Source organism: Lentzea sp. NPDC036949, from assembly GCF_055608075.1.
On the sequence record NZ_JBVJRA010000002.1, the window covers coordinates 271,710 to 291,570 of the forward strand.

At 71.8% G+C, this 19,861-nt stretch carries 17 protein-coding genes; 9 read left to right on the plus strand and 8 right to left on the minus strand.

Features of this window, described 5'->3' with window-relative positions; all coding sequences use genetic code 11:
• Positions 1 to 55: 55 nt before the first annotated feature.
• The 4 genes from ACZ7CD_RS07405 (at position 56) to ACZ7CD_RS07420 (ending at position 3,281) form a co-directional block, all read left to right on the plus strand.
• A complete protein-coding gene (locus tag ACZ7CD_RS07405) occupies positions 56 to 490 on the plus strand; it encodes a DUF6069 family protein (RefSeq protein WP_360383850.1) in 435 nt (144 codons plus the stop codon).
• A 230-nt stretch (positions 491 to 720) separates the two neighbouring features.
• Positions 721 to 2,745, plus strand: coding sequence for an MGH1-like glycoside hydrolase domain-containing protein (locus ACZ7CD_RS07410; RefSeq protein WP_470378528.1), 2,025 nt, complete (start codon positions 721 to 723; stop codon positions 2,743 to 2,745).
• 75 nt (positions 2,746 to 2,820) lie between these two features.
• Complete coding sequence (locus ACZ7CD_RS07415; protein ID WP_470378529.1) at positions 2,821 to 3,060, plus strand: hypothetical protein; 240 nt, start codon at positions 2,821 to 2,823, stop codon at positions 3,058 to 3,060.
• The gene (locus ACZ7CD_RS07420) at positions 3,057 to 3,281 is read left to right on the plus strand and encodes a nuclear transport factor 2 family protein (protein WP_470378530.1); all 225 of its coding nucleotides are present in this window, start codon (positions 3,057 to 3,059) and stop codon (positions 3,279 to 3,281) included. Before ACZ7CD_RS07415 ends, ACZ7CD_RS07420 begins: the two co-directional genes overlap by 4 nt.
• A gap of 97 nt (positions 3,282 to 3,378) precedes the next feature.
• Here ACZ7CD_RS07420 and ACZ7CD_RS07425 read toward each other — a convergent pair whose 3' ends face one another.
• From ACZ7CD_RS07425 to ACZ7CD_RS07435, 3 genes are read right to left on the minus strand one after another with little or no spacing between them, the layout of a single operon-like run.
• The gene (locus ACZ7CD_RS07425) at positions 3,379 to 4,050 is read right to left on the minus strand and encodes an AIM24 family protein (protein ID WP_470369126.1); all 672 of its coding nucleotides are present in this window, start codon (positions 4,048 to 4,050) and stop codon (positions 3,379 to 3,381) included.
• Positions 4,051 to 4,069: 19 nt separating this feature from the next.
• Complete coding sequence (locus ACZ7CD_RS07430) at positions 4,070 to 5,425, minus strand: DUF2867 domain-containing protein (RefSeq protein ID WP_470378531.1); 1,356 nt, start codon at positions 5,423 to 5,425, stop codon at positions 4,070 to 4,072.
• An 11-nt stretch (positions 5,426 to 5,436) separates the two neighbouring features.
• Positions 5,437 to 6,009, minus strand: coding sequence for a hypothetical protein (locus ACZ7CD_RS07435; protein ID WP_360383837.1), 573 nt, complete (start codon positions 6,007 to 6,009; stop codon positions 5,437 to 5,439).
• Positions 6,010 to 6,239: 230 nt separating this feature from the next.
• On the opposite strand from ACZ7CD_RS07435, the gene ACZ7CD_RS07440 reads away from it, so the two are divergent.
• Together ACZ7CD_RS07440 and ACZ7CD_RS07445 are read left to right on the plus strand one after the other, a co-directional pair.
• Positions 6,240 to 9,365 carry a GH92 family glycosyl hydrolase gene (locus tag ACZ7CD_RS07440; RefSeq protein WP_470378532.1) on the plus strand — a complete coding sequence of 1,042 codons (3,126 nt, stop codon included), beginning with the start codon at positions 6,240 to 6,242 and terminating at the stop codon, positions 9,363 to 9,365.
• Between the two features lie 389 nt (positions 9,366 to 9,754).
• Entirely contained in the window at positions 9,755 to 10,291 is a 537-nt protein-coding gene (locus ACZ7CD_RS07445; protein WP_470378533.1) for a hypothetical protein, read from the plus strand.
• Between the two features lie 21 nt (positions 10,292 to 10,312).
• Here the strand turns inward: ACZ7CD_RS07445 and ACZ7CD_RS07450 are convergent, their stop codons facing one another.
• Together ACZ7CD_RS07450 and ACZ7CD_RS07455 are read right to left on the minus strand one after the other, a co-directional pair.
• Positions 10,313 to 11,827, minus strand: a complete 1,515-nt coding sequence (locus ACZ7CD_RS07450) for a hypothetical protein (RefSeq protein ID WP_470378534.1) — start codon at positions 11,825 to 11,827, stop codon at positions 10,313 to 10,315.
• A 159-nt stretch (positions 11,828 to 11,986) separates the two neighbouring features.
• Positions 11,987 to 14,161, minus strand: coding sequence for an NACHT domain-containing protein (locus ACZ7CD_RS07455; RefSeq protein ID WP_470378535.1), 2,175 nt, complete (start codon positions 14,159 to 14,161; stop codon positions 11,987 to 11,989).
• Positions 14,162 to 14,382: 221 nt separating this feature from the next.
• Here ACZ7CD_RS07455 and ACZ7CD_RS07460 point away from each other — a divergent pair, with 221 nt between their 5' ends.
• On the plus strand, positions 14,383 to 14,673 hold the full coding sequence (locus ACZ7CD_RS07460; protein WP_458432415.1) for a DUF4342 domain-containing protein: 291 nt from the start codon (positions 14,383 to 14,385) through the stop codon (positions 14,671 to 14,673).
• Positions 14,674 to 14,738: 65 nt separating this feature from the next.
• On the opposite strand, the gene ACZ7CD_RS07465 is transcribed toward ACZ7CD_RS07460, so the two are convergent.
• Entirely contained in the window at positions 14,739 to 15,269 is a 531-nt protein-coding gene (locus ACZ7CD_RS07465) for a GNAT family N-acetyltransferase (RefSeq protein WP_360383811.1), read from the minus strand.
• Between the two features lie 406 nt (positions 15,270 to 15,675).
• On the opposite strand from ACZ7CD_RS07465, the gene ACZ7CD_RS07470 reads away from it, so the two are divergent.
• The gene (locus ACZ7CD_RS07470) at positions 15,676 to 16,374 is read left to right on the plus strand and encodes a glycoside hydrolase family 11 protein (protein ID WP_458432414.1); all 699 of its coding nucleotides are present in this window, start codon (positions 15,676 to 15,678) and stop codon (positions 16,372 to 16,374) included.
• Positions 16,375 to 16,432: 58 nt separating this feature from the next.
• On the opposite strand, the gene ACZ7CD_RS07475 is transcribed toward ACZ7CD_RS07470, so the two are convergent.
• Positions 16,433 to 17,614, minus strand: a complete 1,182-nt coding sequence (locus ACZ7CD_RS07475; protein WP_470378536.1) for a hypothetical protein — start codon at positions 17,612 to 17,614, stop codon at positions 16,433 to 16,435.
• A 169-nt stretch (positions 17,615 to 17,783) separates the two neighbouring features.
• On the minus strand, positions 17,784 to 18,941 hold the full coding sequence (locus ACZ7CD_RS07480) for a mandelate racemase/muconate lactonizing enzyme family protein (protein WP_360383806.1): 1,158 nt from the start codon (positions 18,939 to 18,941) through the stop codon (positions 17,784 to 17,786).
• 74 nt (positions 18,942 to 19,015) lie between these two features.
• Here ACZ7CD_RS07480 and ACZ7CD_RS07485 point away from each other — a divergent pair, with 74 nt between their 5' ends.
• Entirely contained in the window at positions 19,016 to 19,759 is a 744-nt protein-coding gene (locus ACZ7CD_RS07485; RefSeq protein WP_360383804.1) for a FadR/GntR family transcriptional regulator, read from the plus strand.
• Positions 19,760 to 19,861 lie beyond the last annotated feature (102 nt).

Sequence of the window (19,861 nt, forward strand, 5' to 3'; positions counted from 1 at the left end):
CTACCTTCGTTTGCAAGTGACCGCTTGCAATTCAGCCTACCGAAGGACAGGGCCCATGGCCGACACCAGCCTCCCCGCACGCCCCGCAGGTCTCGCGCCCAGCACCGGTGAGGTCGTCGTCGGCCTCCTCGGCGCCGCGGTCATCTCGACCGTCGTCAACGCGGTGATCGCCCTGGTCGCGGCCAAGTTCATCCCCGAGGGCACCGAGCGGATGGGCCTCGCCCTGAACGAGTACGCGCCCGCCACGGTCATCGGCATCGCGCTCGGCACGCTGGGCTGGTACCTGGTGCGCCGCTTCGCCGGCAACCCGCGGCGCGTGCTGCGCGTGCTCGTCCCGGTCGCCGTCGTGGTCTCGTGGATTCCCGACCTCGGCATCCTCGCCGGGGGCGCGTCCGTGGTGAACTCGCTCGCGCTGATGGCGATGCACCTCGTGGTCGCCGCCGCCACCGTGCCGGTGCTGACCCGCATCCTGCCTCTCGGCGCCCGGTGAGCCGCTGAGGAGCGCGACGGGGACCGCGCCGACGCCGCTGCGGCGCAGGACCCCGGTCGCGTGGTCCCGGGCCGCACCGCCGCCGCGGCCCGGGACCGCACCGCCGTCCAGTCGGCGCAACGCCGTGACAGAAGCGGACAGGATCTTCTCCGGCACGGTCCGTGAGAGCGTTCCCGTGGTGCACTGCTGATCGGCTCCGGGCGGGTCCGGTGCCGAGGGAGGTGCGGCGGATGGGTCCCCGGCGGCGGATCGGACATGTCCTCCTGGCCCTGCTGGTGGTGAGCGGCGCGGTCACGGCCGCCACACCGGCCGCGGCGGTGGTCACACCGCCGTCACTGCGGTTCGCCAACCCGCACAGCCAGGCGCTGTACGGCAACGCCTACGCGACCGCGCTGGACAACCTGTTGCGCCGCAACACCATCGCCTACGACCCCCGCTACAACAAGAGCGGCCTGCTGGACCCCGGCACCGGCATCGTCCGCGCGGGCGGCGGGTACGAGCAGCCGTGGACGCGCGACGCGTCGATCAACAGCTGGAACGCGACGAGCCTGCTGGACCCGGCCCTCGCGGAGAACACGCTCTGGGCGGTGGTGGACAAGGACTCCACCGGTGCGCTGCGGGTGCAGCAGGACGACCAGCAGTGGGACCAGGTCGTCTGGGTCACCGCCGCGTGGCACCACTACCTCGTCACCGGCGACCGGGAGTTCCTCGCCCACGCCCACCGCACCGCCGCGAACACCCTCGCCATCCGGGAGAACGCGAGCAGCGCCGGCTTCAACCGCACCTACGGGCTGTTCACCGGCGCGTCGTTCTTCAACGACGGCATCGCCGGCTACCCCGCGCCGCCCGCCGACGCGACCGAGTCGGTCAGCACCGGCAGCATGCCGTGGCCGGGCATCGCGAGCGGCATGTACCTGAGCACCAACGAGGTCTACTACGCCGCCTACACCGGTGCCGCGGACATGGCCGACCGGCTGGGGCTGCCGCAGCAGGCCGCCGCGCACCGCGCCAAGGCCGTCGCGCTCAAGGCCGCGATCAACCGGCACTTCTGGAACCCGGCGACCGGCCGGTACGACTACCAGCTGCTCGCCGACGGCACCCGCGGCGCCCACCAGGAGGGCACCGGGCTCGCGTTCGCGATCCTCTTCGGCATCGCGAGCCCGGCGCAGGCGCGGTCGATCGTCGCGAACGCCCGCGGCATGACGTGGGGGATGCCCGACACGTTTCCGCACTGGGACCGCTACTCCGACGCCCAGCCCGGCCGCCACAACGCGATCGTCTGGCCGCTCGTGCAGGGCCTGTGGGCCAAGGCGCTGGCCCGGCAGGGCGACGCGAACCGGTTCGCCGCCGAGACCGCCCGCCTCGCGAAGCTCGCCGTGAACAACAGCGGCTTCTGGGAGGTCTACAACGGCACCACAGGTGTGGTGGACGGCGGCTACCAGCGGCTGGGGGACGCGGTGAAGTTCCACTGGGGCTCCGAACCCGACCAGACGTGGTCAGCCACGGCGTTCCTGGACATGGTCCACACCGGACTGTTCGGCCTCGGGTACACCGACCGGGGGCTCACGTTCGCGCCGAACCTGCCCGCGGGCTGGGGCGACGTGACCCTGCGCGACGTGCGCTACCGCGGCGCCGACCTCACGATCTCCCTGCGCGGCGCGGGTTCCACGATCCGCTCGGTCACGGTCGACGGCCGGCCGTCGCGCGCCGAGGTGCCCGCCACGCTCACGGGTGCGCACACCGTCGAGATCACGCTGACGGGAGCCACCGACGGCGACCGCGACGGTGACGGCGTCACCGACGCACGGGACCGCTGCGCCGACACCGCCGGCACGGTCTCCGGCTGCCCGGCACCCACCCGCCTGGAGGCCGAGGACGCCCACAACACCGGTGGCGTCAAGACGAACGTGAACCACACCGGCTACTCCGGCCGGGCGTTCCTCGACGGGCTGTGGGCCCAGGGCGCCGCGTCGTCGTTCACGTTGCACCGCACGACGGCGGAGCTGGGCTCGGGCGCGCTCACCCTGCGGTACGCGAACGCCCACGGCGACGCCCGCACGATGACGCTGTCGGTCGACGGGCGGGCCGTGCGCCAGGTGAGCTTCCCGAAGGTCTCCGACAGCTGGGACGCCTGGGGCACCGTGACGTTCGACGACGTCCCGCTGACCGGCCGCGACCCGGTGGTCACGCTCTCGTACGGCGCCGGCGACACCGGTGCGATCAACCTCGACTGGCTCGCCTGCCGCGGCGCCTGAGCGGAGGTGACCCACCGGCTGGGTGGGTGTGACGCACCCTGCCGGGCGCGCGTGCGCGGTCCTACCGTCGAGATCATGAACGCTGCACAGGTGATCGCGGACCAGCACGAGCGGTGGGTGTTCGGCTGGGACCGCCGCGAGGGGGACGAGCCCTTCGACTTCCGGCGCGTCTTCGGCGAGCTCTACGACTTCGGCTCATCGGACGTCCGCCTCTACGACGACTTCGACCCGGGCACCGAGTCGCCACCTCGGCCGCCGGGTACGGCGCGATCTGGGAACCCGCCTTCCGCACCACGACCTCGGCGCACCACGTGATCGACGACGGCCCGCACGTCATCGCCGACGGGAACCTGGCCGCGTCCACGCTGCGGTTCGTGGCGCGGATCGTGACGCACGAGCAGGTCACGCACATCCGCACCACGACCTCGCTGGTCTGGCGCCGGACACCGGACGGGTGGCGGATCGTCCGCGAGCACAACTCGACCGAGGTGCTGGACCCCGTCCAGGACGCCGAGGTGCTGGAACGGCTGGGATGACGGGAGCACCTGGTCCGAAGCGTGTCCTCACCCCGCACATCGCGGTGTCCGTGGCGGCCGGGCGGCTGAGCGGCAAGGCCGCTCAGCCGGGTGTCCGTCACTGCGCGGTCGGCACCGGGTGGCCCTCGGACGCCTGCACGACGACGATGCCCTGACCCGACAGCGCGAGCTGGTAGGCCTCACCCGAGCCGCGGCCGATGACCGCGCCGAGCTTGGCGGTCTTGCGGATCGACGACTGCAGCGAGGTCGACCACAGCACGGCGGACTGCATGTCGACGAACGTCGGCACGTCCACGTTCAGCACGACCGGCGTGCCGTAGGCGGTGACGGCCAGCGCACCGGTGCCGGTGAACGTGGTGTTGAACAGGCCGCCGCTGAGCATCGACGCGCCCTCGGTGCGGTTGATGTCCCACGTCAGCGTGCTGTCGAAGGCGAGGACGTTCTTGCCGTTGACGGTGACTGCCTCGTTCTCCAGGTACAGCACGAAGATCTCGTCGGCGTCCTGGGCGAGGAACACGTCCCCGCTGCCCGACACCTTCATCAGCGACATGCCCTCGCCGGTGAACGCCTTCTTGAACAGCTTGCCGAGGCCCCCTGCGCCCTCGTAGGCGAAGTCGACGTCGCCCTGGTAGGCGACCATGGAGCCCTGCTTGGCGAAGAAGTGACCGCCGCTGCCGGTGAGGTCCACCTTCAGCATGCGTTCGTTCTGCAGTTGGAAGCTTCCCGGCTCGACGGACCGTTCCTGGTGGTTGAACAGTGAGCTGCGCATGCGGGAATCATGCAGGTGATCATGGGCGCGTGCACGCCTTTCGGACGATTCCGCGTGCCATTGTGGCGAACACGATGTCGTGCAACGGTTTCTGCGCCACCCAGTACAGCCGGCCGAGCAGCCCGTCGGCGGTGAACGTGATCTTCTGCCGGTACCGGGTGCGGTCGCCCGCGCGGTCCACGCGCATGTCGAGCAGGGTGTGACCGGGCATCTTCATGTCCGCCCGCAGCACCAGCTGCCGCGCGTCGTCGTCGCGGTGCACGACGGTCCAGAAGTCGACCACGTCACCCTCGCCGACCTCGGGTGCCCGGCCGCGGTACAGGCCGATGCCGCCGAACAGGTGGTCGATCGCGCCCCGGACCGTCCACACGAGGGAAATGGTGTGCCAGCCGTCCTTGCCTCCGAGCGCGTTCACCGTGCGCCACACGTCCTCCGGTGCCGCGTCGGTCAGGACGGTCCGCTCCTCGGTGAACACCTCGCCGCCGGTGCGCTCGTCCACCGGGGTGGTCGCGGCCCGGATGGCGTTGTCCACACTGGTCAGACCGCCGGGCGGTGCGGGCAGCACGTCGGTGACCGGGGGAGAGGTCGCGGTGAGGTCGTGGTCGAGTGAGGCGAACAGCGGTTCCGCGACGGCCGCGGACACCGGTGTCACCAGCCCGGCGACCTGTGCGGCCAGCTTGTGCGACCACAGCGGTGCGGGCAGCGGCATGCGCACGGGCAGTCGCAGCACCCGCGCGCACCGCTGCACCAGCTCCAGGTAGCTGAGCTGCTCGGGCCCGAGGACGTCGAACACGCCGTCGACCGGTTCCGGCAGGTCAGCGGCGGCCCCGAGGAAGTGCACGACGTCGTGGACCGCGACGGGCCTGCTCGTGTTGTGCATCCACGACGGCACCGGCACCCACGGCGTGAGCCGCGCCGAGGACCGCAGCAGCTCGAAGCTCGCCGAACCGGCCCCGATGACCATGGACGCCTGCATGACGAGCGCGGGCACCGGTCCCGCGGCCACGACGTCACCGACCTCGGCCCGGGACGCGAGGTGCGCGGACAGGCCGGGGGAGTCGGGTCGCGGCCCGCCGACGTAGACGACCTGCCGCACGTCCGCGTCCGCCGCCGCGGTGACGAGCACCGCGGCGGCCTCGCGGTCGACCTCGGCGAAGTCGGGACGGTCCAGCGAGTGCACCAGGAAGTACACGACGTCACAGCCGGTCACGGCCTCCCCGACCACGTGCGGGTGCGTGGCGTCGCCGACGTGCACCAGCACGTTCGTGGGGAACCGGGCCGCCTGCGTGCCGTCGCGGACGAGCACCGCCACGTCGTGGCCGTGCCGCAGCAGCTCCGGCACGAGGCGCGACCCCAGGTGCCCGGTCGCGCCCATGACGAGGCACCTCACCGGATGCCGGTTCTGTTCTGCAACGCCCCGACCTTGATGCCGTACAGGAAGAACACCGCCATGAACACCTCGATCTGCTGCTGCGACGTGAGGCCGTCGAGGTCGACCGCGACCTCCGTCTCCCGCACGTCCGCCGGCTCGGCCAGCCGCCGGTTGAACACCGCGCGCGCCACGTCCTGGCTGCGTTCGTCCACTTCGGCGTGGAACAGCATGCGCAGGTCGCAGTCGGGCGGCAGCGGGTGGCGGACGAGCTCTGCGGGGTAGCGGGCGGTCGTGACCCGCGCCGCCGTGTTGAGCGCGTGGGCGATGAGCTCGGCCCCCTTGCCGAAGTGGTCGACCATCGCGACCAGCTCGTCGAGCGTCGCGACGTCGTCCTCGATGCTGACCGGTGTGGCGATGTCGAGGTCGAGGCGTTCCATGGCCATCGCGACGTTCGCGAGCACCTGCGCGGGGTCGACGACGAACCTGTCGCCGAGGTGGGCGCTCGCCCGGTGGTGGTGCGGATCCAGTAACTCCTGCGCCTCGCGGTCGAGGTGCGCGTGCAGGAGGTCATCGTGGTCGGTCGTCACGCGCAAGACGTGCCCACTTTCGGGTGAGCGCAATCGTCCCTCCACGAAGGAGCGACGGCGCGGTTGGCAGCCGGGACCATCGGGTACCTCCCACCGATGCGGGCCGCTGCTCCCGCAGATCGCCGCATCCCGCTGGCCGTGCCCCATCAACGAGGACGGCCTGTCCCGAACCGGTCAAATCACCGCCGACAACGTTGACAGCCCTCCACGTCTGCGGAACGTTCCGATACATGCGCAGCAGCGGAGTGGTGGGTCTGGCAGCCGCGTTCCTCCTGGTGGTCCCGCTGGCCGCGTCGGCGCAGCCCCAGCCCCCGCCACCGCTGGTCGCCGACCCGACCGCCCACGTCGACCCGTTCATCGGCACCGGGAAGGCCGGCGCCGCCGTCGGCGAGATCAACAACTTCCCCGGCCCGTCCGTGCCGTTCGGCATGGTGCAGTTCTCGCCGGACACCCTCGGCTCGTACGCCGGCTACCAGTACCACAGCGACAAGATCCGGGGGTTCAGCTTCACGCACGCCAGCGCGGGGTGCAGCGTGTTCGGTGACGTGCCGATCCTGCCGGTCACCGGCGCCGTGGGGGAGCAGCCCTGGGACCGGGTGGAGACCTTCCGGCACAGCAGCGAGCAGGCCGAACCCGGCCACTACGCGGTGACGCTGGAGGACTCGCGGGTCCGGGCCGAGCTGACCGCCACCACCCGCACCGCTCTCGCGACATTCACGCTCCCCGCCGACGGGCACGTGCTGGTCAAGGGCGGCGCGAGCCTCTCGGGCAACTCCGCGGCCGACCTCACCGTCGAGAACGACACCACGGTCACCGGTTCGGCCAGCACCGGCGGTTTCTGCGGCAAGGCCAACAAGTACACCGTCTACTACGCCATCACGTTCGACCGGCCGTTCACCGCGAAGGGCACCTGGGACGGCAGCACCGTCACGCCGGACAGCGGCAGCGTCCGGGCGCCGCGGGCCGGTGCCTACCTGAGCTTCCCCGCGGGGCAGGTGAAGGCCAAGGTCGCGCTGTCCTACGTCGACGTCGACGGCGCCAAGCGGAACATTGCGCAGGAGGTGCCCGGCTGGGACGCGGACCGGGTGCGAGCGGACACCAGGGCGCGGTGGCGCACCGAGCTCGGCAAGATCCGCGTCGCGGGCACGAACGCCGACGAGCTGAAGACGTTCTACACCGCGCTGTACCACTCGTTGATGCACCCCAACACGTTCAACGACGTGGACGGGCGCTACACCGGCTTCGACGACCAGGTCCACACGCTGCCCGCCGGCCGCACCCAGTACGCCAACTTCTCCGACTGGGACACCTACCGCAGCCTCGCGCCGTTGCACGCCATGCTGTGGCCGCGGCAGGCGAGCGACATGGCGCAGTCGCTGGTCAACGACGCGGTGCAGGGCGGCTGGTGGCCGCGCTGGCCGCTCGCCAACGACCACACCGCCCAGATGACCGGCGACAGCTCGGTCCCGCTGATCGCGAACCTGCACGCGTACGGCGCGCGCGACTTCGACCTCGCCACCGCGCTCAAGTACCTGGTCAAGGGCGCGACCAGCGTCGACACCACACCGGGCGGCTACCGGGAACGGCCGGGCATCGACGAGTACGTGCGGCGCGGCTACCTGCCCAACACCGACGTTGCCCGCGGCGACCACGCGCGGGCCGGTGCCTCGATCACCCTGGAGTGGTCGGTCGACGACTTCGCCATCGCCCAGCTCGCGCAGGCCGCCGGTGACCGCGCGACGGCCGCCGAGTTCGCGAGGCGGGGCCAGAACTGGCAGAACCTGTTCAACCCCGCCACCGCGCACGTCCAGCCGCGCGACGGCGCCGGCCGGTTCCCGGACGGTCCCGCGTGGCCCCCGTCGGCAGGCGGCTTCGGCCAGGACGGCTTCGACGAGGGCAACGCGGTGCAGTACACGTGGATGGTGCCGCACAACCCGACCGGCCTGATCACCGCGATGGGCGGCCGCGACGCCGCGGCGGCCCGCCTGGACGCGTTCACCACCAAGCTCAACGCCGGCCCGTCAGAGCCGTACATGTGGGCGGGCAACGAACCCGCGTTCGGCATCCCGTGGCTCTACAACCACACCGGCCGCCCGTGGCGCACCCAGCAGGTGGTCCGGCAGATCATGACGACGTTGTTCAACGCCACCCCGGACGGCGAGCCCGGCAACGACGACCTCGGCGCCCAGTCCTCCTGGTACGTCTGGGCCGCGCTGGGCCTGTACCCCGCGACACCCGGCACGTCCGACCTGGCCGTGCACAGCCCCCTGTTCCCGCGGATCGTGCTCGACCTGCCCGGCCGCGACCTGACCATCACCGCGCCCAAGGCCTCCGCCACCGCGCCGTACGTGCACGCCCTGCACCTCGACGGCCGCGACCACGAGCGCACCGGCCTGCCGCGCGACCTGCTCCGCACCGGCGGCCGGCTCGACTTCGACCTGGGCACCACCCCGGACCGCGGCTGGGCCACCGGCGCCGACGCGGCCCCACCGTCCTACCGCGACGGTGAGCACGACTTCCTCGCGAGCGCCGACAACCTGGTCACCGTGCGCCCCGGCGGCACCGCCGAGCTGACCGTGTCCGCGCGCAGGCTGGCCGGCGACGACCGCACGCTGTCCGTCACCAGCGCATCGCCCGCCGGCATCACCGTCACCGGCCCGCAGCGGTTCCCGCTCGCCGACGGCCAGGTGAAGCTCCAGGTGGGCGCAACCGCACCCGAGGGCTACCACGACGTCCCGCTGACCATCAGGGGTGAGCACCACACCGTGACCACCGCGGTCACCGTGCTCGTCGCCCCCGAAGGCAGCCTGGTCACCCGCTACGGCAACACCGGCGTCTCCGACGATGACGACAGGTCGCAGGCGAACCTGGACGGCGCCGGCAACAGCCACTCCCGCCAGGCCCTCGCCGAGGCGGGCCTGACCGGCGGCACACGCGCCGAGGTCGCCGGCACGACGTTCACCTGGCCCGCCACCCCGCCCGGCCGCCCGGACAACGTCGCCGCCGACGGCCAGACCGTGACCCTGACCGGCGGCCCGACACGGCTGACGTTCATCGGCGCCGCCACCAACGGCGACCACCGCGGCACGGCCACCGTCACGTTCACCGACGGCACCACGGCACCGGCGGACCTGTCGTTCGGTGACTGGGTCCTGCCCGGCGGCAAGCCCGACACCCCGGTGTTCGGCAACACCGTCGTCGCGCACCCCCGCTACCGCAACGTTCCGCGCGGCGCCACCGGACCGGCGTTCGTCTTCGCCACCGCGCCGTTCGCCGCGCCGGAGGGCAAGGTGATCGCGAGCGTGACCATGCCCGTGGACAGGCAGCTCCACGTGTTCGCCATCGGCACGGGGTGACGGTCTCGTAGCGCTGCAGCAGGTCCGCGAGCGGCGGGCAGCCGTCGCACGCCGCACCCGTGGCGGTGCCACCGGGCGTTCTCTCCACGGAGTGGGCTGCAGGTCGAGCAGGCCGTTGCGCAACGCGAACAGCGTCGCCGTCGACCGGGACGACGCGCCGGTCTTGGGTAGATCCGCTCGATGTGCGTGCCTGCGGTCTTGCGGGAGATGCCGAGCCGTTCGGCGACCTCACCTGCTCCATCGGCAGGCTCCACCCGCGCAGCGCAGCTCCGCGATCAGCGGGTCAGTATTGATGATTGCTTCAGTGTAGACTAAATTCAAATCACCGGTGTGATGACTGACTGGAACCCTGCTCAGACCCCAACACAAACGCGGGTAGCGTGAGAGCCGTGGTGCAGGTCTTCATCCAGCCCTCGTACGGCACACCCGGAGCGCGCAGGCACTGGGCCGACTCGCTGGAACGCGCGGTCGAGTTCCGCGCGTTCGACCCCGATCCGGCGGACTCGGCGCGGCTGGCGGCCGTGCACCCGAGTGGCCGGGCGCGGTTCTGGGGTGCGACGGCCAAGCACGACCGCAGGATGGACACCGTGACCACCGGTGACGTCGTGCTGCTCACCGGCCGCAAGCACGTGCTGGCCATCGGCGAGGTGGGGCACTCGTTCCGCGACCCGGCGTTCGCGCGCCGGCTGTGGCGGCCCGATCCCTCGAAGTGCTTGTGGAGCAACGTTTACAGCCTCCGACGGTACTGGCCGGTGCTGATGCCCTACGAGGAGATCTGGGCGTTGCCGGGTTTCAGCACCGGCGACAACTTCATGGGGTTGCGCTTCCTCGCGTCCGAGAAGGCCGCCGTCGTGCTGGCGCACACCGCTGCCGACCGGCGCCGCCGGGGCGCGGCGGAGAACGACGTGTGCCCGGCCGGGGTCTGACCGCGTCCACAAACGCTTGTCCTATCGCGACGGAGTCCACTCGGGACGGTTCGGAGCAGCGGAACCGGCCCACCACCCGGCCGCGCACATCACGAACGACCACACCACTGCGGTGACCAGCCCCAGCTGCGTGGCGAGGTCGTGGTCGGCCGGCCAGCCGGCCGTCCAGCCGAGCAGCGGGGCCAGGAACGCGACGCCCGCGAGCACCGCGGCGACACCGACCACCACGGCGCGACGCCGGGGCACGGAGTCCTGGACCAGGGTCAGGGTGACGCCGACCGCCGCCACGCCGAGCGCGTAGAGCAGCGGCGCGGGCGTGGTCTCGTCCGCCGTGGTGAAGAAGAAGCTCACCCAACCGGCGACCGGCAGGGACGACGCGAGCAGGGCGGCGAACGGCAGCAGCGCCTTGGGGCGGGTGCGGGACCGGCCGACGGCCACCGCCATGCCGAGCAGCAGGGCCAGTGCGGTGACCAGGCCGGCGTGCCGCACGTGGTCCCCGATGGCCTGGCCGAACCCGGTGAGCGGGGAGGGGCGGACGTCCAGTCCGGTCGCGGGGACCACGACCGGCACGGCGCGCCACGTGCCGTCGGTGCCGCGGACGGCCATGCCCTCGGCGCCGTTGGCCACGAACACCTCGTGCCCACCCGGCACCTGCCGGGCCAGCAAGTCCACGCTGGCGATCTTGGAGCTGCGGTCGACGCCGCTGGGGATCAGGTGCCGGCGTTCGATGAACGACCACCGCGCGGCCGGCACCTCCCAGGCGGTGCGCCAGGTCCGGCCGCCGTCGGTCGTCTCGTCGACGCCGAGCAGGCGGCCGCCGCGGGGCGGGGTCTCGTCGAGGTCCAGCTCGCCGCCGCCGTGCACGCGGTAGCAGTGTGCGGCGGTGCCGGGCACGCACGCCTCGGTCTGGAGCCGGTGTTCGGGCGGGGGCTGCGGCAGCGGGGTCCACTCGCCGAGGCCGGTGGGGGAGCCGTAGAACCGCTCCTCGATCTCGACCACGACCCGTCCGCCGTCCGCGGCCCGCACGGAGTCGACGGCCGGCAGCGAGACGTAGGGCGCCGAGGTCGCGCCGACCGCCAGCACCGCGAACGGGACGGCGAGCACCACCCGCAGCCGGTGCGCGAGGCCGTCGGGCAGCGGGGGAGCGGCCGCCGCACGCCGCCACGTCCACCAGGCGAGGCCGAGCGCCGGGAGCGCCACCAGGTCCGTCGGGTCGGCCAGCACCACCGACGGGCCGTTGACGAGCGACCACGCCGCCGACGCGACCTCCGCGCCCACCGCGGTCGTCTTGACCCACGCGAACCCGGCACCGGTCAGCACCACCGCGGCCGCCGCACCCGCCCGGCCCGCGCGGAACAGGCCGGCCAGCAGGCCCAGCACGGCCGGTGCCACCACCAGACCGGCGACGTCGCTCAGCTTGCCGGTGACGAGACCCGGCCACGCCCGCTTGAGCACGTGGTCGTTCAGCAGCAGGACCGCGGCGGCCCCGAGCGACACCGGATGCGCCACCCAGCGCAGGAATCCCCCAGCTCTCATGCCGGACAGCCTGCGTCCCCGTGATCACGGCAGCGACTCGGCCCGGCGTCGGATCAGCGCGGCGGACAGACGCGGGTTCGTCCGTCAGCCGGTCTCACCGGTCACCGAGGTGCCTGGTGAAGGTCGCCTGACCGGCAGCTCCGGCTGGGAACCACCACCTCACCGGCCGAGGAACGCCTTGATCTCCTCACGCGTGCGCCGGGAGACCCGGTGGTCCTCCGCCAGCTTCCGCAGCGCCTCCTTCCCGCGCTCCTCGTCCACCTCCACGGCCCTGCGCCCCGCCTCGAAGCGGACCGCGTCGGTGTCGAGGTCGCCGACGACGTGCAGCAACCACTTGAGCCGCTGCTCACCGGGCAGCAGGCAGGCGGCCTCGATGCGGACCTCGCCCGCACGGCGCTTCTTCACGATCTTGTCGATCACCTCGGCGGCGAACTTCCGGTCGATGCCCACGAGCGCCTTCGCGGCGTCCAGCCGGTGGTCCGCCGACTGCGCGAACAAGCCGATCTGCCGCAGCTTCCCCTTGCCCCGGCCGCCCGCCTCCCGCAGCAGGCTGACCTGGAAGGAGATGTCCGAGGGGAACAGCTCGGCGAGCCGCGCCATCAGCTGTTCGCCGGCGTCCTTCTTCATGCCCACGACCTTGCGGGCGGCCTTGAGCATCAGGTCCCTGTCCGAGGTGGTGGCGGTCGCGATGAGCTCGTAGAGCGTGATGGCCTTCGCCTTGTCGAACGCGCCGGACTCGACGGCGAGGATGCGCAGCTCCGCAGGCCTGCCGGTGTCCCGTGCGACCTTCTCCAGCGCCTCGGCGGCGGGGCCGGCCGCGAACTTGAGCGCCTCCAGGAGCAGCTCGACACCGGCGCGGTCCACCGCCCTGTGAGTCTTGGCGATGTCGATGAGCAGCAGGCCACCGGGCTTCGGTTCGGCCTCGCAGATCCTGCGGGCGCCGGCCAGCCGGCGCTCGCGGCTCTTCTTCGGGTTCGCGGCGAAGGCGTGCAGCGCGGTGACGGGGCCGCCATGGTTGACGATGGAGAGCGCGGCGGCGAGCTGGGTCTCCTCGTCCTCTGCCTCGCGGGAGAGCCGGGCGAGGTCGGAGAAGCGGCGGGACGGCACGAGGTCGCCGATCAGGTGCACCGCCTCGAGCCGCACGGGACCGGCGATCTTGCGCCGGGGCGGCCACGCGACCCCCTCCGCGATGCGCAGCGCCACCCGCGCGTCCCACGGGCGGACCGCCCTGGCGACCGCGACCGGTGTGGTCTCGGTGCTCGCGCTGTCCGCGAACCGTTCGGCGGTCCTGACGGCCTCGGCCTCGTCGGCCTCGGCCAGCTGCCCGAGGTGCGCCAGCCGTGCCGCATCGCTCAGGGTGCCATCGCGGCCGATCAGACCGGCCCACAGCGCGGTATCACCGCTGAGCCTCGCCGCGTCCAGCCGCCGGTCGCCCATGTCCGGGTCGGCCGCGAGGCAGCGGTAGGCGTGCAGGCCGAGTGCGGCCTCCTGGCGCCAGATCAGCCCGGCCACGTCCAGCCGTTCGGTCCGACCGCCGGTGAGCGTGCCCGCCAGCAGGCGCAGGCACTGCTCACCGCGCACCGGGTCCATCTCGGTCAGCACCTCGACGGCGTTGAACCGGCGCAGGGAGGGCGTGTCCCGGTTCTGCAGCCGGGCCAGCCGCTCCAGCGCGTCGGCGGTCTGCTCCGGTTCGAGCTCGCGCAGCGTGGCGACCGACGCCCGCCACGCGCCGGCCTCCCTGCGGAGGTCGGCGAGCTGCTCGTGCAGCACCCCGACGGTCTTCTCGCGCAGGTCGTCTGCGGGTACCAGGCGCCGGTGGAGCAGTTCGGCGACGAAGTGCACGTGGGTGTCGGCGTGCTTGGGGCTCAGCAGGGCGTCGAGCCGCTTGCGCAGCATCGCCTCGGCCGTGTCCCACCACAGCGCCACCTGGTACTGCGCGACCCCGCTGTTCTTCCGCCACGCGCCACCGGGACGCAGGAACGCCTTCTGGCGCAACCAGAAGCGGAGCCTGCCCCCGTCCTCGTGGACCGCGCGGCACGCGGCGAGGAAGTCGCCCATCCGGTCGGGGACGAACCGGACCACGCCGTTCCGCTCGGCCACGACCCCGTTGTCGGTCAGGAGCCGGTGCAGCGCGGCGATGTCGGCCGCGCCGTCGAGCCGGTGCTGTGCCGCGGTGTGCTTGAGCGCGTCGTGGAAGTCGTCGTCGAGACACCGGTCGGCGAGGTCTTCGAGGAACGGGCCCGCCTTGCCGTTGACCAGCGGGGAGCTCTGCACCGCGAGAACGTGTCGCCGCGCCGCCGCCTTCATGGTCTCGATCTCGTCGGCTGTCGTCACGCGAGAACATGCTAGGCGCGTCCAACGATCCGTTACAGGACAATAACTTGACAGTTCACATCGGTGAAAAATATGTCCACAGTGGACGTCGTTGCCCCCTGGGGGCCGGATCGGCCCTGAGGGTCGAATCAGGTGCGGATCAGGGGTAAACCCTGATGGCACCGCGCTCGCGCACGGGCACTCTGGAGTCGTCAGGGAAGACCCACGGTTCTAGGAGAGTCATGAGCGAGTCCAAGCCCGAGTCCGCCCGTTCCGCCGTCGACTCGGTGGTCGACGCCGTTCGCGGGCTGGTCAGCGAGGGCATCAACCGCCGCGTGGTCGTGCGCGACAGCAAGGACGACGTGGTGCTGGAGGTGCCGGTGGCTCTCGGGGTGGTAGCGGCGCTGGCCGCTCCGGTGGCCACGACGATCGGCGCCGGTGTCGCGCTGGTCGGCAAGTGCGACATCAAGCTGGAGGACCGCCGTCAGCCCGGCGCCCAGCCCGCCACGACGGCGGAGGCCGAGCGGGTGTAGCTCGGCCGGTCCGAGTGCGAGGCCGGTGCCGTCACCGACTGGTGGCGGCACCGGCCTGCGGTGTCCTACGGGGTGTGCTGCAGGTCGAGCCACATGATGCGAAGACCCACGAAGCCCTCGGTGGGGTGGCGGAAGGCCCCGGGAGCGACGCCGAGCGTGACGAACCCGAGGCTTTCGTAGAGGCGGACGGCGGCGGTGTTCGTGTCGACGACCGCGTTGAACTGGACGGCGGCGAAACCGGTGCGCCGGGCCCAGTCGACCAGGTCGGTGGTGAGCGCCCGCCCGACCCCGGCACCCCGCGCGTGCTCGGCGACCATCAGCGTGCCCGAGGCGACGTGGCTTCCCGGGCCCTGGCGGTTGGCGTACATGTTCGCCGTCCCGAGCACCTGACCCTCGCCGGCGGCCACGACCACGCGCGCGGGTGCGGGCAGCACCCACATCCGCCGGGCGTCGTCCTCGGTCATGGCGGGGTCGTACGGGATGGTCCGCTGGTCGGTGACGACGGACCGGATGATCGGCCAGATCCCCGGCCAGTCGTCGTCGTGCGCCTCGCGGACCGCGAACGCGGCGGAACCCCGGCCGGTGTGTGTCTGCACGACCTCATCCTGCAGACAGGAGCGTGCGGTGACCATCCATTTAGTCCTCAGTCCGCGAGCGCCCGCGGGTCCAGATGTCGTCGTCGGGCTTTTCGGGCGCTAAAATTTAGCCGCTCACAAATGCCGGAGTGCGATCCTCTGGCACTTCCGCCGAAGTTTCGAAACATTGTCGAAACTTCGCGGCAACCTTACGGAGTCGTGTCGGCACTGCTAGTGTCCGAAAAGGTTCGGCCACCGTCGACCTGGGTCTCCGCCGAATCCGGGCCGGCCGGTCGCAACCACGCAGTTGGCCATTTCCGACAAGGCCAGCACCGACGGCGGCCCCCAGCACGATCACCACTGCCCTCGCGGCTCGCATCGCGTTGCCCGGCTGCCGTGCCACCCTCGACGACGAGGAGTACTGCACATGGCTGAGGCCACTTCCCGCTCGTCCGGCCGCGTTCGCGGCCGCATGGCCACGCTCGTCCGCGGTGCCTGCATCGCGCTGGTCATGTCGCTGACACCCGGCGTCGCCGGCGCCGATGTCGGCATCACCGCCACGTGTTCGAGCCAGACGGGCAACAACGGCGGGTACTACTACTCGTTCTGGACCGACGGCGGCGGCCGGGTCTGCATGGAGCTCGGGTCCGGCGGCAACTACAGCACGTCGTGGAGCAACGTCGGCAACTTCGTCGGCGGCAAGGGCTGGAGCAACGGTTCCCGGCGCACGGTGAACTACTCCGGCAGCTTCAACCCGTCCGGCAACGCCTATCTCACCCTGTACGGCTGGACGTCGAATCCGCTCGTCGAGTACTACATCGTCGACAACTGGGGCGACTACCGGCCCACCGGCACCTACAAGGGCACGGTGACCACCGATGGCGGAACGTACGACATCTACCAGACGATGAGGTACAACGCGCCTTCCGTGGAAGGCAACAACAAGACCTTCCCGCAGTTCTGGAGCGTCCGTCAGCAAAGGCGCACCGGCGGTTCCATCACCACCGGGAACCACTTCGACGCGTGGAGCCGCGCGAACATGCGGCTGGGCAGCTTCAACTACTACATGATCATGGCGACCGAGGGGTACCGCAGCAGCGGCAACTCCAACATCACCGTGCGATGACCCCTCCCGCGGGCTGCGGTGAGCGCCGCAGCCCGCGGTGCGGGAACCCCCGTACCGGCTACTCCGGTGGTGCCCCCTCCTCGGCCTCGGCCAGGTGCCGCACCACGGCCGCCACGTAGTCCTCCGGCCCCTCGGCTCCGCGCGCCACGACGACGGCACCCCCGTCGTCGCCGAACGCCACCACCGCCCCGGCCCCCGGATCCGGTCCGACCCGGTAGCCGGAGTCGTCACCGAGAGCCGAGGCGAAGTCGGCCCACGTCTCGTGCGGGAACCCCTTGAGCAGGTTCACCCGCCGGGTCTGCCCCGCCCGCGCCGCCGGTGGCGTGAACACGAACAACCTGCGGTGCGCCCCGAGCTCCCTGATCACCCGGAGCTCGTACCGCAGCTCCGGCCAGTCGCCAGGGGCCATGATCACGCAGCGGGAGCCGGCCGCCAGCTCGGCGAACTGCTCGCGCCACGAGTCGTCGGTCGCGTAGTGGCGGTCGATGCCCTCGGGCGGGAGGTAGTCGCGCGGGTTGCCGAGGCCGTGGCCGCGGCCGAGGGTCCGTGCGATCGCCGGCGCGAAGTAGTCGTCGAACGCCATCGGTTCCGGGCGGCGGAACACCTTCCGCAGTTCCGGCCGGGCGCGCGTCTCGTCCGGTTCGCGGCGCCGGAAGGCGAACAGCCTGCGTTCGTTGCCGAAGCCGCGGATCCACACCACGGCCGGACGCGGATTGGCCGCGGGTGGGGCGTCGAGGCGGTCCGCGCGCCGGGCCGCCGCGTGGCACAGGACGTAGGCCATCGCCGTCGGCAGCATGGACTGCACCGCGAGGGTCACGGGTTTCCCGTTGAACGCCAGCAGCACGTACAGCAGCGGCGGGACCGCCACCGCCGCATTGCCCAGCACGCGGAACGGTGTGCGCGGCCGTCGCCGCCGGCCGGACCGGACAGGGCGTGCGGGCACCAGGCGCACGGCCAGTGCGAGACCGGCCAGCGTCACCGCGACGCCGAGCACGGCGACGGCGGTGAGGACCGGTCCGTCGCCGGACCGGACCACCAGGGCGACGAGGAGCGGCCAGCCCACCAGGCCGGCGAAGGTGGACGTCGCGAGCACGGCGGGCGTGAGCGGGCCGGTGTAGCCCTTCGCCTGCGCCCGCCGCCACACCCGCATGAACGCCGCGACCGCCAGGTAGGTCGCCGCCATCCCCGCGGCCAGCACGGCCACGCCGACGAGCAGGGCGAGCACCGCCCGGCCCGTCACGACGCACCGGCCCGCACGCGCGGCTCCACCGTCATCGCACCGCCCCTCCCCGTGGCCGCGGACGACTCCTGTCTATGCCCGCGGTACCGCACGCGGCACCGCCGAACAGGGGATCGGCCCGGTGGGGGTGGAGGGTCCGCGTCCACAAAGGACACGGACCCCCGGCGCGCTACTCGAACACCCCGTAGCCCTCGACGGCGTGGGCTCGCACGCCGTCCATGTCCAGCTCCACACCGATGCCGGGCGTGTCCGGAACGGTGATGTAGCCGTCCTTCACGATCGAGCCGCTCCCGTCCGGTGCCTGGACGTAGCTGTCCCACACCGCGCGTTCGTCGAGGGCGTGCCACTCCTGGACGAAGAAGTTGGGGATCGCCGCGCACTGGTGCGAGGTGGCCATCGTGCCCAACGGCGTCGACACCAGGTGGGGTGCGAAAGGGATGTAGTGCAGCTCCGCGAGGTTCGCGATCTTCTTGGCCTCGGCGAGACCACCGCACTTGGGCACGTCCGGCTCGATCACGTCCACCGCGCCGCGTTCGAGCAGCTCGCGGAAACCCCAGCGCAGGTACAGGTTCTCGCCCGCGCAGATCGGTGTGCGGGTCTGCGCGCGCACCCGCACCAGCGCGTCGACGTTCTCGGCGGGCAGCGGTTCCTCCAGCCACATCAGGTTGAACGGCTCGAGCTCCCACGAGATCCGGCACGCGCTCGGCACGTCGTAGCGGGCGTGCAGGTCGATGGCCAGGTCGACGTCCGGTCCGATCGCCTCCCGCACGGCCGCCACGCGGTCGACCATCGAGCGCAACTCGCCGGTGTTGACCGTGTGGTTGAACGCGTCGAACTTGTCCGGGTGGTGCAGGTCGTCGATGTCGAACTTCAGCGCGGTGAAGCCCTCGGCGACCATCCGCTGCGCGCGGTCGACGCAGCCGGAGACCGAGCCCGCCGGGTCGTCGCCGTCACCGCAGTCGGCGTAGAGGCGGATGCGGTCGCGGAACTTCCCGCCGAGCATCCGGTACACCGGCTGGCCCGCCGCCTTGCCCGCCAGGTCCCACAGCGCGAGCTCGATCCCGGACAGGGCGATGACGAACACCCCGCCCTGCGGGCCCGCGAAGACCTTGTTGCGGCGCAGCTTCTCCCAGCACCGCTCGACGTTGCGGGGGTCCTCGCCGATCAGGAGCGGGGTGAGTGAGTTGATCATTCCGACGACGGCTCCCGCGCCGGCGTCGGGGTTGGCCTCGCCGAAACCGCTGAGGCCCTCGTCGGTGTCGATCCGCACCAGCGTGGCCTCACCGTGGTAGGCCACCACTGCTGTCGTGACGTTCACGATCCGCATTGCTCTCCCGTCGCCGGGTGGTGCACAGGAACGGAGACTGTCGCGGTGTGCAACTTGTCCTATAAGCTGATGACATGCAAAGGGGACAGGAGTCCGCGGACGCTGTCAAGGTCCGGACCCTTCCGGTGCAGGTGGCCGCACACCTGACCCGGCGCATCGTCAGCGGTGACGTGGAGGACGGCCGGGCTCCGTCCGAACTCGACATCTCCCGCGAGTTCGGGGTGTCCAGGGTCGTGGCGCGGGAGACGCTGAAGATCCTCGCCTCGCTCGACATCGTCGAGGTCGCCCAGGGCCGCCGCGTGGTCGTGCGCCCTCCCGCCGAGTGGGACTACCTGAGCCCGTTGCTGATCGAGTGGCTGCCGCAGGAGATCGTCGGCGAGCTGCTGCAGGAACTGCACCAGATGCGCGTGCTGCTCGAACCCGAGCTCGCCGCCATGGCCGCGGCGAGCGTCACCGACGAGACGCTCGACCGGCTCAGGGACGAGGTCGGCCGCATGGCCTCGCTGGAGGCCGACCCCAACGCCTACCTCGCGGTGGACCACGAGTTCCACATGGAGATCTGCCGGGCTGCGGACAACCGCATCCTCGACCGGATCATGTACTCCGCCCGCTGGCTCGGCACGGCCAGCCGGCGCATCACCAACGAGGCACCGGCCGCGTTGCGCAAGGCCACCGCCGACCACACCGAGATCTACGAGGCGATCCTGGCGCGCGACCCGGCCCGTGCCCGCGACGCGATGCGCAGGCACCTCAGCAACAACTCCACGCTCCTCGCGGAGAAGGAGGAGCAGACCAGGCGCGCCACCCGGCGCCGCTAGGCCACCGCACGGACCGTTCCGCCGCAAGACCGCACCACCCCGCGATTGTTCCGCCGCCGTACCGCACCACCGCCGTACCGCAGGAAGTCCCACGCCGTCGCA

Excerpts from the sequence above, each read along its gene's own strand:
- ACZ7CD_RS07470 (WP_458432414.1), top strand. The coding sequence starts at position 15,676 with ATGGCTGAGGCCACTTCCCGCTCGTCCGGCCGCGTTCGCGGCCGCATG.
- ACZ7CD_RS07425 (WP_470369126.1), bottom strand. The coding sequence starts at position 4,050 with ATGCGCAGCTCACTGTTCAACCACCAGGAACGGTCCGTCGAGCCGGGA.
- ACZ7CD_RS07415 (WP_470378529.1), top strand. The coding sequence starts at position 2,821 with ATGAACGCTGCACAGGTGATCGCGGACCAGCACGAGCGGTGGGTGTTC.
- ACZ7CD_RS07410 (WP_470378528.1), top strand. The coding sequence starts at position 721 with ATGGGTCCCCGGCGGCGGATCGGACATGTCCTCCTGGCCCTGCTGGTG.
- ACZ7CD_RS07485 (WP_360383804.1), top strand. The coding sequence starts at position 19,016 with ATGCAAAGGGGACAGGAGTCCGCGGACGCTGTCAAGGTCCGGACCCTT.
- ACZ7CD_RS07450 (WP_470378534.1), bottom strand. The coding sequence starts at position 11,827 with ATGAGAGCTGGGGGATTCCTGCGCTGGGTGGCGCATCCGGTGTCGCTC.
- ACZ7CD_RS07440 (WP_470378532.1), top strand. The coding sequence starts at position 6,240 with ATGCGCAGCAGCGGAGTGGTGGGTCTGGCAGCCGCGTTCCTCCTGGTG.
- ACZ7CD_RS07430 (WP_470378531.1), bottom strand. The coding sequence starts at position 5,425 with ATGGGCGCGACCGGGCACCTGGGGTCGCGCCTCGTGCCGGAGCTGCTG.
- ACZ7CD_RS07480 (WP_360383806.1), bottom strand. The coding sequence starts at position 18,941 with ATGCGGATCGTGAACGTCACGACAGCAGTGGTGGCCTACCACGGTGAG.
- ACZ7CD_RS07460 (WP_458432415.1), top strand. The coding sequence starts at position 14,383 with ATGAGCGAGTCCAAGCCCGAGTCCGCCCGTTCCGCCGTCGACTCGGTG.
- ACZ7CD_RS07405 (WP_360383850.1), top strand. The coding sequence starts at position 56 with ATGGCCGACACCAGCCTCCCCGCACGCCCCGCAGGTCTCGCGCCCAGC.